At 68.9% G+C, this 12,012-nt stretch carries 10 protein-coding genes; 6 read left to right on the top strand and 4 right to left on the bottom strand.

Features of this window, described 5'->3' with window-relative positions:
- The first annotated feature begins 4 nt into the window (after positions 1-4).
- Positions 5-1,474, top strand: a complete 1,470-nt coding sequence (locus CS1GBM4_RS19025; RefSeq protein ID WP_186420320.1) for a methyl-accepting chemotaxis protein — start codon at positions 5-7, stop codon at positions 1,472-1,474.
- A 43-nt stretch (positions 1,475-1,517) separates the two neighbouring features.
- Here the strand turns inward: CS1GBM4_RS19025 and CS1GBM4_RS19020 are convergent, their stop codons facing one another.
- Positions 1,518-2,150, bottom strand: coding sequence for a LysE family translocator (locus tag CS1GBM4_RS19020; RefSeq protein WP_186420319.1), 633 nt, complete (start codon positions 2,148-2,150; stop codon positions 1,518-1,520).
- A gap of 179 nt (positions 2,151-2,329) precedes the next feature.
- On the opposite strand from CS1GBM4_RS19020, the gene CS1GBM4_RS19015 reads away from it, so the two are divergent.
- Positions 2,330-2,854 (top strand): GNAT family acetyltransferase, encoded by a 525-nt coding sequence (locus tag CS1GBM4_RS19015; RefSeq protein WP_186420318.1) that lies wholly within the window; start codon positions 2,330-2,332, stop codon positions 2,852-2,854.
- Positions 2,855-2,894: 40 nt separating this feature from the next.
- On the opposite strand, the gene CS1GBM4_RS19010 is transcribed toward CS1GBM4_RS19015, so the two are convergent.
- The 3 genes from CS1GBM4_RS19010 to gcvA all read right to left on the bottom strand — a co-directional run bounded on the left by CS1GBM4_RS19010 (position 2,895) and on the right by gcvA (position 5,869).
- The gene (locus tag CS1GBM4_RS19010) at positions 2,895-3,401 is read right to left on the bottom strand and encodes a DinB family protein (protein ID WP_186420317.1); all 507 of its coding nucleotides are present in this window, start codon (positions 3,399-3,401) and stop codon (positions 2,895-2,897) included.
- 203 nt (positions 3,402-3,604) lie between these two features.
- Positions 3,605-4,825 (bottom strand): FAD-binding oxidoreductase, encoded by a 1,221-nt coding sequence (locus CS1GBM4_RS19005; protein WP_186420316.1) that lies wholly within the window; start codon positions 4,823-4,825, stop codon positions 3,605-3,607.
- A gap of 129 nt (positions 4,826-4,954) precedes the next feature.
- Positions 4,955-5,869 carry a transcriptional regulator GcvA gene (gene gcvA / locus CS1GBM4_RS19000; protein WP_186420315.1) on the bottom strand — a complete coding sequence of 305 codons (915 nt, stop codon included), beginning with the start codon at positions 5,867-5,869 and terminating at the stop codon, positions 4,955-4,957.
- 183 nt (positions 5,870-6,052) lie between these two features.
- On the opposite strand from gcvA, the gene CS1GBM4_RS18995 reads away from it, so the two are divergent.
- From CS1GBM4_RS18995 to CS1GBM4_RS18980, 4 genes are all read left to right on the top strand, one after another.
- Positions 6,053-7,573 carry an aldehyde dehydrogenase family protein gene (locus tag CS1GBM4_RS18995; protein WP_186420314.1) on the top strand — a complete coding sequence of 507 codons (1,521 nt, stop codon included), beginning with the start codon at positions 6,053-6,055 and terminating at the stop codon, positions 7,571-7,573.
- A gap of 140 nt (positions 7,574-7,713) precedes the next feature.
- Complete coding sequence (locus tag CS1GBM4_RS18990) at positions 7,714-8,931, top strand: acyl-CoA dehydrogenase (protein ID WP_186420313.1); 1,218 nt, start codon at positions 7,714-7,716, stop codon at positions 8,929-8,931.
- A 104-nt stretch (positions 8,932-9,035) separates the two neighbouring features.
- Positions 9,036-10,226 (top strand): CoA transferase, encoded by a 1,191-nt coding sequence (locus CS1GBM4_RS18985; protein ID WP_186420312.1) that lies wholly within the window; start codon positions 9,036-9,038, stop codon positions 10,224-10,226.
- Complete coding sequence (locus tag CS1GBM4_RS18980; protein ID WP_186420311.1) at positions 10,219-11,889, top strand: thiamine pyrophosphate-binding protein; 1,671 nt, start codon at positions 10,219-10,221, stop codon at positions 11,887-11,889. Before CS1GBM4_RS18985 ends, CS1GBM4_RS18980 begins: the two co-directional genes overlap by 8 nt.
- Positions 11,890-12,012: the final 123 nt, after the last annotated feature.

Below are 12,012 nucleotides of genomic sequence, written 5' to 3'. Positions count from 1 at the left end.
CCGCATGCAGACAGCTCCTGCCGCAGCCCATCTGACACAGTCGCGTTTGCGCGTCGGCGGCGCCCTGACCCTGCTCCTCTGGCTCCTCGTGCCGGCGACGGTGCTGGCCGCGTCATTCGCGCCGGGCGGCGTCGCCCCGCTGCCGCCGGTGCTGACGACGATCGGAGTGGCGGCCTTCGCGACCCTGGTTTGGCGGCGGGACCCGGTCGGCACCGCGACGCAGATCATCCTCTCGCTGGGCGCGACCGCCAGCGCCCTGGCCTTCACCCAGGCGCTCGCGGGCTCCGAATGGCACGAGGCCGGGCACATCGTGCTCCTGATCATGCTGACGCTCTCCGCCGGCTGGTGCGCCTGGCAGCCCCTCGTCGCCACCACGATCGCGGCGCTCGGGCACGTCACCCTCCTCGGGGCACTCCAGTCCAAAGCCGACGCGACGATGGGGGACGAGATCCTCTTCCTCGCCTGCGCCGTCATCCAGCTCGGGCTGCTGCTCTGGATCATCCGGCAACAGGCCCGGACGCTCGCGGCCGCCGGCGAGATGGCGGCCCAGGCCAGGCGCGACGCGACCGAGCAGGCCGAGGAGCTGCACCAGGCGCAGCTGCGCGACATCGAGCGCGAGGCGGCCCGCCGCAAGGCGACGCAGGACATCATCAGCGGCTTCAACGCGCAGTTCCTCGCCACGCTCGACACCGTGCTGCAGAGCATCCGCGACCTGAAGGAGCGTGCCGCCTCGCTGAACGAGATCGCCAACATCACCAATGGCGAAGTCGCCGCCGTGGCTTCCACCTCGGAGGAATCCTCGCGCAACGTCTCGGACGTCGCCGCCGCAACCGAGCAGCTTTCGACCGCGATCACCGCGATCGACCGACAGCTCGCCACCACCCAGGCGCTGGTGGCCGACATGAACGGCAGCGCCCGTACCACCTCCACGACGGTCGACACGCTCGATCAGGCGGTCCAGCGGATCGACGGCATCGTCGCCCTGATCCGCGGCATCGCCGAGCAGACCAATCTGCTGGCGCTCAACGCGACGATCGAGGCCGCCCGCGCCGGCGATGCCGGCAAGGGATTCGCCGTCGTCGCCAGCGAGGTGAAGAGCCTGTCGCAGCAGACAGCGATCGCGACGCAGGACATCGCCGGGCAGATCGCCGAGATCAAGCAGGCGACGGCCGGCGTGGTCGAGACGATCGCCAGGCTGACCAACGGCATGACCGACATGGACGAGCGGACACTCTCGATCGCGTCGGCGCTGGAAGAGCAGGGCCAGATGACGCATGTCATCAGCCGCAGCATCGCCGAGGTCGCGACGGGCACGGAATATCTCGCCCAGACCACCAACAATATCCGCGGCTCGGCCCATCAGACCCATGAGGTCGCCGGCGCGGTGCTGGGTTCGGCCACCGCGCTCGAGGGCAAGGCCGAAGAGCTCGTGACCGCGATGCATCAGTTCCTGAAGCGCGTCGCCGCCGCCTGAGAGCGGCGCGCCGGCGCGCCGCAGCCCTCCGCAGTGCCGACGATCAGCGGCGCGCTTCGGCCGCCATGCGCAGAGCGAAGCCCGCGAGCAGGGTCCCCATCAGCCAGCGCTGCACCAGCGACCAGAACGGGCGCGTGCGCAGGAACACCGCGATGCCGCCGGCGGCGAAGGTGATCAGCGTGTTGACGCTGACCGAGACGATGATCTGGATGAAGCCGAGGACGATCGACTGCGCCAGCACGCTCCCGGCGGCGGGATCGATGAACTGCGGCAGCAGCGCGAGGTAGAACATCGCGATCTTCGGATTGAGCAGGCTGGTCAGGAAGCCCATCACGAATAGCTTGCGCGGCCGGTCGTGCTGGAGCTCGCGGACATGGAAGGGTGAGCGGCCGCCGGGCCGGACCGCCTGCCAGGCAAGCCAGAGCAGATAGGCGGCGCCGGCCAGCCGCAGCGCGTCATAGGCAAAGGGCACGGCGAAGAGCAGCGCGGTGATGCCGAAGGCGGCGCAGAAGACGTAGAACACGAAGCCGAGCGCGATGCCGCCGAGCGAGATCAGCCCCGAGGCGGGCCCCTGCGAGATCGAGCGCGAGATCAGGTAGATCATGTTCGGGCCGGGCGTGAGGACCATGCCGAGCGCGAGCAGGATGAAGGTGACGAGATTGGCCGTGTCGGTCATGGCGTTCCTCAGCGCAGGGGAGCGGGAACCATGACACTGCCGGCAAGAGCCGCAAGCCGCGCTCCATGCGGCGGCCGCAACGCCGCCATCCCGGATCGTCGATCGCTGACAGGAGATGGCGGGAACGAGCAGACGCGTTCCGGGTTCATGGCGCATCACTCTCCGGGGGGAAGCGCATGATGAGTGTGTTCAGCCGCCTGCTCTATTCCGGCATCGCCGGCGCCCTGCTGCTGGCGTCGGTCCTGTTGATGGGGGTGGCGATCTCGCGCGCCTTCACCGGCTTCCGGACCGGGGAGGGCGCGCTCGACGCCATGCTCGACGGCATCGGGCTGGTGATCATCGCGGTCGCCGTCGCCGATGTCGGCAAGTTCCTGTTCGAGGAGGAAGTGATCGCCGACCGGGAGCTCCGGCGTCCGGCCGAAGCGCGGGGCTCGCTGACCAAGTTCATGACGATCATCATCGTCGCGCTCAGCCTCGAGTCGCTGGTGCTGATCACCAAGGCCTCGCGCGAGAAACCGGCCGAGATCCTGTTCCCGGCCCTGCTGATGCTGGTCGCGGTGGCGGCGCTGGTCGGCCTCGGCCTGTTCCAGAAGCTCAGCCACCGGGTGACGGCCGCGATTCCGGACGAGGCCGGGGATCACGAGGACGGGGCGGAGGCCCGGCGGCCGTCGCGCTCTGCAAAGGGCACTCCCAAGAACCGGTAATCCGCGCGGCCTTCTCCAACGCGGAGAGGAAGCCCCGCTCTCACCCGTGCAGGTCGATCAGCATCAGGTCGGTGTCGTCCGGCTTCGCGCCCGCCCCCGTCAGCATGGCGTGGATCTGGCCGCGGTGATGGGTCTGGTGATTGAAGAAGTGCATGACCAGCAGGGCCCGGGGCCTGGTGAGCTCCCGGCGGGAGATGCCCGAAACCCAGGTCAGGTCGCCCGCCAGCCAGTCGGACGAGAGCCCGCCCGCCCAGTCGCCGATCACGTCATCGGTCGCGCGACGCTCGGCGACGAGTTCGTCCCATGCCTCGATCATCCGGGCGGATTCGCTGCCCGGGACAGTTGGTCTCGGCATGTCGGCGAAGCGCGAGAGCCACATCCGGTCGGCCCAGAGCAGATGGCAGAAGGTCCCATGGATCGAACCGAAGAAGGCGCCGCGATCCTGCCGTCGCGCCGCGTCGGTCAGCCCGCCCGCGGCGCCGTAGAGGCTCTGATTCTGCCAGCGGTTATAGCGCGCCATGGTGGTGACGAAGCTCTTGTCGATCATGACATTGGTCTCCTTCGCGCGATGACGCCAAACCTGCCGTACACGTCCCTCGCGGTCATCCCGGCCGGAGCGCAGCGGAGAGCCGGGATCCATGCCAGAGCGTTGATCGGAGAGGCCGAGGCATGGGTCCCGGGTCTTCCTGCGGTCGCCCGGGACGACCAATACACACCGGTTCTGCCGCCTGAGCTCGATCCCCGCCGCGATCAGATGATGTTCGCTTCCCGCAGGGGGCGCCCTTCGACGATGCGCGCGTGCCCGAGGTCGGAGAGGTCGAGCGAACGGTAACGGCCGTTCAGCAGGTGCTCGGCGATTCCGCGGCCGACCGCCGGGGACTGCTGCAGGCCATGGCCCGAGAAGCCGTTGGCGAGATAGAGGTTCGGCACGCCGACCGCAGGGCCCAGGATGGCGTTGCCGTCGAGCCCGTTCATGTCGTAGGGGCCGGCCCAGGCGCGGCCGGCCTTGATCGCCTCGAAGGCGGGCACCCGATGGGCGAGCGGCGCCCAGACATGCTCCTCGAAGAAGGACCAGTCGACATCCTCGACATCGGGGTCGGTCTCGATCCATTCGCGGTCGAGCTCGGCCGGCGGCGAGGCGCCGCAGATGAACATCTGACCGTCGCTGCCGCGCTTGCCCTCGGGGCGGACATAGGCGCCGGAGGTGTCGATCAGCAGCGGGCAGTTGTCGACCTCGCCCTTGCAGGTGAAGCTGAAGACATAGCGCTTCATCGACCTGACCGGGATGGCGACCCCGGCGGTCGCGGCGAGCTTCGCGCCATGCGTGCCAGAGGCGTTGACCGCGGCGGCGCAGGCGATGCGGCTGCCGTCGGCAAGCTCGACGCCGGTGACACGCCCGCCCTCGACAACGTAGGCGGCGACCTCGCCCTGGCGGTACTCGACGCCGAGCGAGCGCGCCTTCCTGCGGAAGGCCTGCAGCAGGGCCCAGCCGTCGAACCAGCCCTCGCCGCTGACGCCATAGCTGCCGCAGGCTAGGTCGGACGTATTTAGCCAGCTGAATTTGCTGCGCAGCATGTCTGCAGCATAAAGCGCAATATCGGCGCCTTCCCGCTGTTGAAGTGTTTGATTTTGTTCGAGAACCCTGCGGCCCTCGCCGCTGGCGACATAGAGGTAGCCGCCCTCGTGCAGATCGATCGAAGGCACCTCGCCCTCGACCGAGAGGTAGCGGCCGATGTTGCGCAAGAATTCGATGCCGAAGAGCGAGACGCGGATGTTCACCGCACTGGAGAATTGCTGGCGGATCGAGGCCGCCGAGAGCGCCGAGGCCGAGAGCCGATAGGCCGGGTCCTTCTCGACGACGATCACCCTGCCCTTGAAGCCGGGGTCGCTGGCGAGGTGATAGGCGACGGAGGAGCCGATGGCGGCGCCCCCCACGACGACGATGTCGGCCGAGCCGGAAACGGAAGACATGAGCGACCTGCGCAGCGATGGTTCGTGATCTTTGCGCATGAATGACGGCTCAGCCGGCGCTTGTCGAGAGGGGATCGCCGGCGCCTGCGTCACCGCGGCGAAGCGTGCAGCCCGGACGGTCCCCGCCGGTCAGCTCATCCCCTCGCACTCGCCGAGCAGCCAGTCGCGGAAGGCGATCACCGCCGGCAGGCTCGCCTTGGCCTCGGGATAGACGAGGTAATAGCCTTCCGGACCTCGAACCGGTCGGTCGACCGGGATGACCAACGTGCCGGAGCGCAACTCCTCCTCGATCAGGAAGCGCGGCACGATGGCGACGCCGAGGCCGGCCACCGCCGCCTGCGCCACCATGGCGAACTGCTCGAAGCGGGGCCCCATCAGCGCCCGCTCCGGCGGCAGGCCCTGCTGCTCCAGCCAATTGGCCCAGGCGCGCGGCCGGGTCGACTGCTGCAGCAAGGGCTGGCGCAGGAGATCGGCCGCCACGCCGATGCCGGCCCGCGCCACCAGCGCGGGCGCGGCGACCGGCACGACCTCCTCGCCCATCAGCCGGTGCAGCCGCGCGCCCGGCCAGACCGGATGGCCGAAATGGATGGCGGCGTCGGCCTCGTCATGGGCGAAATCGAACGGCACCAGCCGGGTCGAGAAGTTGATGGTGACGCCGGGATGGGCCTCGGTGAAGCGCGGCAGGCGCGGGATCAGCCAGCGCGTGCCGAAGGTCGGCAGGATGGCGAGGTGAAGCAGGCCGGCCGCGCCGCGGAAGGCCATGGCAGAGAGCGTCGCCGCGGCGAGCCGCGACAGCCCGTCGCGCACCTCGGCCGCATAAGCGCCGCCGGCCGGCGTCAGGCTGACGCGCTTCTTCACCCGCTCGAACAGCTTGAGGCCGAGACTCTGCTCGAGCAGCGCGATCTGCCGGCTGACGGCGCCCTGGGTCAGGCTGAGCTCCTCGGCCGCCCGGGTGAAGCTGCCATGGCGCGCCGCCGCCTCGAAGGCGGCGAGCGCCGAAAGCGAGGGCACCGAAAGACGGCCGGGGACGATCTCCGAATTCATGAGCTGACCTCATCAAGTGGTGAGAACATATCGGTTGCGGAGAGCGGCCGGAAGAGGGCATTGTCCCGGCTTGAATTCGCGAGCTCCCGACCCGCGCCGTCTTCCCGGACGCAGCGAAGCGGAGCTCCGGGATGACGGCGCGCTCGGCCCAAACGCTCGCGCTAAATCGAGGCGAAAGACACCATGACGACCTCCCTTCCGAACGACGCCCTCGCCCTGCTGAAGCGCCTCGGCGTGCCGGAGAGCGCCTATGCCGGCGCCGGGCTCACCGCCCGCTCGCCGATCACCGGCGAGACTGTGGCGACGCTGCGCGAGACCAGCCCGGCCGAGGCCGAGGCGGCGATCGGCCGGGCGCAGGCGGCCTATCTCGCCTGGCGCAAGGTGCCGGCGCCGCGGCGCGGCGAGTTCGTCCGGCTGCTCGGCGAGGAACTGCGCACGCACAAGGCCGATCTCGGCCTGCTCGTGACGCTCGAGGCCGGCAAGGTCACCTCCGAGGGCCTCGGCGAGGTCCAGGAGATGATCGACATCTGCGACTTCGCGGTCGGCCTGTCGCGCCAGCTCTACGGGCTCACCATCGCGACCGAGCGGCCGAACCACCGCATGATGGAGACCTGGCATCCGATCGGCGTCTGCGGCGTGATCTCGGCCTTCAACTTCCCGGTCGCGGTCTGGTGCTGGAATGCCGCGCTCGCCTTCGTCTGCGGCGACAGCGTCGTCTGGAAACCCTCGGAGAAGACCCCGCTGACCGCGCTCGCCGTGCAGGCGATCGTCGAGAAGACGATGAAGCGCTTCGGTCCCGAGGCGCCCGCCGGCCTGTCCGGGGTGCTGATCGGCGGCCGCGAGATCGGCGACATCCTGGTGCAGGACCATCGCGTCCCGGTCGTCTCCGCCACCGGCTCGACCCGGATGGGCAAGGAGGTCGGCCAGAAGCTCGCCGCCCGCTTCGCCCGCGCCATCCTGGAGCTCGGCGGCAACAATGCCGCGATCGTCGCGCCTTCGGCCGATCTCGACCTCGCCCTGCGCGGCATCGCCTTCGCGGCGATGGGCACGGCCGGCCAGCGCTGCACCACGCTGCGCCGCCTGATCGTGCACGAGAGCGTCTACGACCGGCTCGTGCCGAAGCTCGCCAAGGTCTACGGATCCGTGACGATCGGCGATCCGCGCGAGGCGGGCGTGCTGGTCGGCCCGCTGGTCGACGAGGCCGCCTATCACGGCATGCAGAAGGCGCTGTCCGAGGCCAAGGCCGAGGGCGGCAAGGTCCATGGCGGCGAGAAGGTCGATGTCGGTACCGGCGGCTTCTATGTCCGTCCGGCGCTGGTCGAGATGCCCAGCCAATGCGGCCCGGTCCTGCGCGAGACCTTCGCGCCGATCCTCTACGTCATGAAGTACGGCTCGATCGAGGAAGCGATTGCGCTGCAGAACGCGGTCGGCGCCGGCCTGTCCTCCTCGATCTTCACGTTGAACATGCGCGAGGCCGAACTGTTCGTCTCCGACGAGGGTTCGGATTGCGGCATCGCCAACGTCAATATCGGCCCGTCGGGCGCCGAGATCGGCGGGGCCTTCGGTGGCGAGAAGGAGACCGGCGGCGGCCGCGAGGCCGGATCGGACGCCTGGAAGGCCTATATGCGCCGCGCCACCAATACGCTGAACTACGGCACCACGCTGCCGCTGGCGCAGGGCGTCAGCTTCGAGGTGGATGCGTGAGACATTGAACTGAGGAACCACGCCGTCATTGCGAGCGCAGCGAAGCAATCCAGGGGCGGCAGCGCTCCAAGCCCCCCTGGATTGCTTCGTCGCTACGCTCCTCGCAATGACGGTAGGCAAGGAAAAGCAGGGAGAGCATCATGGCCGAAGCCGCGCGCAAGAGCGCCCACAGCCACAAGCTGGCCGAGTTCAACTGGGAAGACCCCTTCCTGCTCGACGAGCAGCTGACCGAAGACGAGCGGCTGATCCGCGACACCGCGCGCGACTACGCGCAGGAGAAGCTGCTGCCGCGCGTGGCCGAGGCCTATCTCGAGGAGAAGACCGACCGCGAGATCTTCAACGAGATGGGCCAGCTCGGCCTGCTCGGCGTGACGGTTCCCGAGGAATACGGCTGCGCCGGCGCCAATTACGTCTCCTACGGGCTCGTCGCCCGCGAGGTCGAGCGCATCGACTCCGGCTACCGCTCGATGATGTCGGTCCAGTCCTCGCTGGTGATGTACCCGATCTACGCCTATGGCGACGAGAACCAGCGCAGGAAGTACCTGCCCAAGCTCGGCTCGGGCGAATGGGTCGGCTGCTTCGGCCTGACCGAGCCGGATGCCGGCTCCGACCCGGCCGGGATGAAGACCCGGGCCGAGAAGGTCGCCGACGGCTACAGGCTGACGGGATCGAAGATGTGGATCTCGAACTCGCCGATCGCCGACGTCTTCGTCGTCTGGGCGAAGTCGGCCGCGCATGACAACCAGATCCGCGGCTTCATCCTCGAAAAGGGCATGAAGGGCCTGTCCGCCCCGAAGATCGGCGGCAAGCTTTCGCTGCGCGCCTCGATCACCGGCGAAGTCGTCATGGACGGCGTGATCGTGCCGGAAGAGAACCTGCTCCCGAACGTCTCCGGCCTCAAGGGTCCGTTCGGCTGCCTCAACCGCGCCCGCTACGGCATCTCCTGGGGCGCGATGGGCGCCGCCGAGGACTGCTTCCACCGCGCCCGCCAATACGGGCTCGACCGCAAGCAGTTCAACAAGCCGCTCGCCCAGACGCAGCTCTTCCAGAAAAAGCTCGCCGACATGGTGACCGAGATCACGCTCGGCCTGCAGGGTTCGCTGCGCGTCGGGCGGCTGCTCGACGAGGGCAAGATGGCGCCGGAGATGATCAGCCTCGTCAAGCGCAACAATTGCGGCAAGGCGCTCGACATCGCCCGCGCCGCCCGCGACATGCACGGCGGCAACGGCATCCAGATCGAGTACCACGTCATGCGCCACGCGGCGAACCTCGAGACGGTCAACACCTATGAGGGCACGCACGACGTCCATGCGCTGATCCTCGGCCGGGCCGTCACCGGGCTGCAGGCGTTCTTCTGAGATATCCAGCGTCATGGCCGGGCTTGACCCGGCCGTCTCTCCCCGAACCAGACTCCCGAAGAGATGGTCGGCTCAAGGCCGACCATGACGACGTGGATCAGTCGATGTCCAATACCCCTCCCCTCGCCGGCCTGCGCATCCTCGAGCTGGCGCGCATCCTCGCCGGGCCGTGGATCGGCCAGCTCCTTGCCGATCTCGGCGCCGATGTCATCAAGGTCGAGGCGCCCGAGGGCGACGACACTCGCAAATGGGGGCCGCCCTTCGTCGAGGGCGCGGGCGAGGAGCATCTCTCGGCCGCCTATTTCCATTCGGCCAATCGCGGCAAGCGCTCGATCACGGCCGATTTCCGCACGCCGGAAGGCCAGGCGCTGGTGCACCGGCTCGCTGCCCATGCCGATGTGGTGATCGAGAACTTCAAGGTCGGCGGCCTCGTCAAATACGGGCTCGACGCCGCCGCGATGCGCAAGGCCCATCCGCGGCTGATCTATTGCTCGGTCACCGGCTTCGGCCAGGACGGCCCCTATGCGCCGCGCGCCGGCTACGACTTCCTGGTCCAGGGCATGGGCGGTCCGATGTCTGTCACCGGCGAGCCGGACGGCGCGCCGATGAAGGCGGGCTATGCCGTCGCCGACATCTATACCGGCCTCTACGCCACGACCGGCATCCTCGCCGCATTGCGCCGGCGCGACCAGACCGGCGAAGGCGCGACGCTCGACATGGCGCTGCTCGACGCGCAGATCGCGGTGCTCGGCAACCAGGCGATGAACTATCTCGTCTCGGGCAAGGCGCCGCAGCGCCTCGGCAACGCCCATCCCAACATCGTGCCCTATGACGTCTTCCCGGTGGCGGACGGGCACATCATCATCGCCACCGGCAATGACGGGCAATGGCGCAAGCTCTGCGAGGTGGTCGGCGATGCCGGCTTCGCGGCCGAACCCGACTATGTCGACAACCGCTCGCGCGTCGCCAACCGGGTTGCCCTGACGGCGCGCCTCAACGCGCTGACCAGCCGCTTTCCGAAGCGCGACCTGCTCGCCAGGCTGGAGGCCGTCGGCGTGCCGGCCGGCCCGATCAACACGATCGACGAGGTCTTCGCCGACCCGCAGGTCAAGGCGCGCGGCGTGCGCGTCGACCTGCCGAACCCGGCAGCCCGGGCCGGCGCGACGCCGACCATCGCCTCGCCGATCGTGCTCGACGGCGTCAGGCAGGTCGCGAGCCGGCCGAGCCCGCGCCTCGGCGAGCATGCGCACGACATCCTGAACGACCCGGCCTGGGGAGGGCCATACAATGGCTGAGCGCACCGGCGGGCAGATCCTCGTCGACCAACTCCTGATCCACGGCGCGACCGACGCCTTCTGCGTGCCGGGCGAGAGCTATCTCGCCGTGCTCGACGCGCTGCACGACGCCGACCTCAAGGTCACGATCTGCCGCGCCGAGGGCGGCGCCGCGATGATGGCGGAGGCCGCCGGCAAATTGACCGGCAGGCCGGGCATCTGTTTCGTGACGCGCGGCCCGGGCGCGACCAACGCCTCGCCCGGCATCCATATCGCGCATCAGGATTCCACGCCGATGATCCTGTTCGTCGGCCAGATCGAGCGCGGCATGCGCGAGCGCGAGGCCTTCCAGGAGCTCGACTATCGCGCCGTCTTCGGCACGATGACCAAATGGGCGACCGAGATCGACGACGCCGCGCGCATCCCAGAGATCATCAGCCGCGCCTTCCATGTCGCGACCGCCGGCCGGCCCGGCCCGGTGGTGATCGCGCTGCCCGAAGACGTGCTGACCGACCTCGCCGACGTCCCGGACGCGCAGCCCTATCAGGTCACCGAGACGCACCCCTCGCTGCTGCAGACGATCGACCTGCAGAAGCGACTCTGGGCGGCGAAGGCGCCGATCGCCATCCTCGGCGGCTCGCGTTGGAACCCGCAGGCGATCGAGCGCTTCCAGCGCTTTGCCGAGCGCTTCGACCTGCCGGTCGCGGTCTCGTTCCGCCGGCAGATGCTGTTTCCGGCCGATCATCCGAACTTCGCCGGCGATCTCGGCATCGGCCCCAATCCGAAGCTGCTGCAGCGGATCAAGGACAGCGACCTCGTGCTGATGGTGGGCGGCCGGCTCTCCGAGATGCCGAGCCAGTCCTACACCCTGTTCGGCATCCCCAATCCGGGCAGGCCGCTGGTGCACGTCCATCCCGACCCGGAAGAGCTCGGCCGCGTCTACCGGCCGGAGCTGGCGATCAACGCCTCGCCCACGGCCTTCTGCGCCGCGCTGGAGACGGTCCACCCACCGCAGTCGGTCCCCTGGTCCGGCGCCGCCGCCGCGGCGCACGACGCCTATCTCGCCTGGACCGAGCAGCCGGCGCCGGTGCCGGGCAAGTTCCACCCCGGCGAGATGGTGACCTGGCTGCGCCGCAATCTCCCACCCGACGCGATCCTGTGCAACGGCGCCGGCAATTACGCGACCTGGGTGCATCGCTTCCATCGCTTCACCAGATTCGCGACGCAGCTCGCGCCGACCTCGGGCTCGATGGGCTATGGCGTGCCGGCGGCGATCGGCGCCAAGCGGCTGTTTCCGGAGCGCACCGTCGTCGCCTTCGCCGGCGATGGCTGCTTCCTGATGAACGGCCAGGATTTCGCGACCGCGGTGCAATACGAACTGCCGGTGATCGTCATCGTCGTCGACAACGGCATGTACGGCACCATCCGCATGCATCAGGAGCGCGAATATCCGGGCCGGGTCTCGGCGACCACGCTGAAGAATCCCGATTTCGCCGCCTATGCGAGGGCCTTCGGCGGCCATGGCGAGCGCGTCGAGACGACCGGGGAGTTCGCGCCTGCCTTCGAGCGGGCGCTGACCAGCGGCAAGCCCGCGATCATCCATTGCCTGCTCGATCCCGAGGCGATCACGCCAGCGAAATCGCTCTCCACCATCCGGGCCGAGGCGCTCGCCGCGAAAGGTTGAACTCGCACCGAACCTTCCCGCCCTAGCCTCGTTTGAGAGGAACGGGCGCCTGATCCCTCGATTGCGGCGCTGACAGCGACAAGCGCGGCGCAGATCGAGCGACGCAGGAAGGGGAGATTCGGC

The organism is Allobosea sp. CS1GBMeth4 (assembly GCF_900185715.1).
Lineage (GTDB): Bacteria > Pseudomonadota > Alphaproteobacteria > Rhizobiales > Beijerinckiaceae > Allobosea.
Note: the sequence above shows the minus strand (reverse complement) of the source record. Positions and strands in the feature narration are given on the sequence as shown.

Excerpts from the sequence above, each read along its gene's own strand:
- CS1GBM4_RS19025 (WP_186420320.1), top strand. The coding sequence starts at position 5 with ATGCAGACAGCTCCTGCCGCAGCCCATCTGACACAGTCGCGTTTGCGC.
- CS1GBM4_RS19020 (WP_186420319.1), bottom strand. The coding sequence starts at position 2,150 with ATGACCGACACGGCCAATCTCGTCACCTTCATCCTGCTCGCGCTCGGC.
- CS1GBM4_RS19015 (WP_186420318.1), top strand. The coding sequence starts at position 2,330 with ATGAGTGTGTTCAGCCGCCTGCTCTATTCCGGCATCGCCGGCGCCCTG.
- CS1GBM4_RS19010 (WP_186420317.1), bottom strand. The coding sequence starts at position 3,401 with ATGATCGACAAGAGCTTCGTCACCACCATGGCGCGCTATAACCGCTGG.
- CS1GBM4_RS19005 (WP_186420316.1), bottom strand. The coding sequence starts at position 4,825 with ATGTCTTCCGTTTCCGGCTCGGCCGACATCGTCGTCGTGGGGGGCGCC.
- gcvA (WP_186420315.1), bottom strand. The coding sequence starts at position 5,869 with ATGAATTCGGAGATCGTCCCCGGCCGTCTTTCGGTGCCCTCGCTTTCG.
- CS1GBM4_RS18995 (WP_186420314.1), top strand. The coding sequence starts at position 6,053 with ATGACGACCTCCCTTCCGAACGACGCCCTCGCCCTGCTGAAGCGCCTC.
- CS1GBM4_RS18990 (WP_186420313.1), top strand. The coding sequence starts at position 7,714 with ATGGCCGAAGCCGCGCGCAAGAGCGCCCACAGCCACAAGCTGGCCGAG.
- CS1GBM4_RS18985 (WP_186420312.1), top strand. The coding sequence starts at position 9,036 with ATGTCCAATACCCCTCCCCTCGCCGGCCTGCGCATCCTCGAGCTGGCG.
- CS1GBM4_RS18980 (WP_186420311.1), top strand. The coding sequence starts at position 10,219 with ATGGCTGAGCGCACCGGCGGGCAGATCCTCGTCGACCAACTCCTGATC.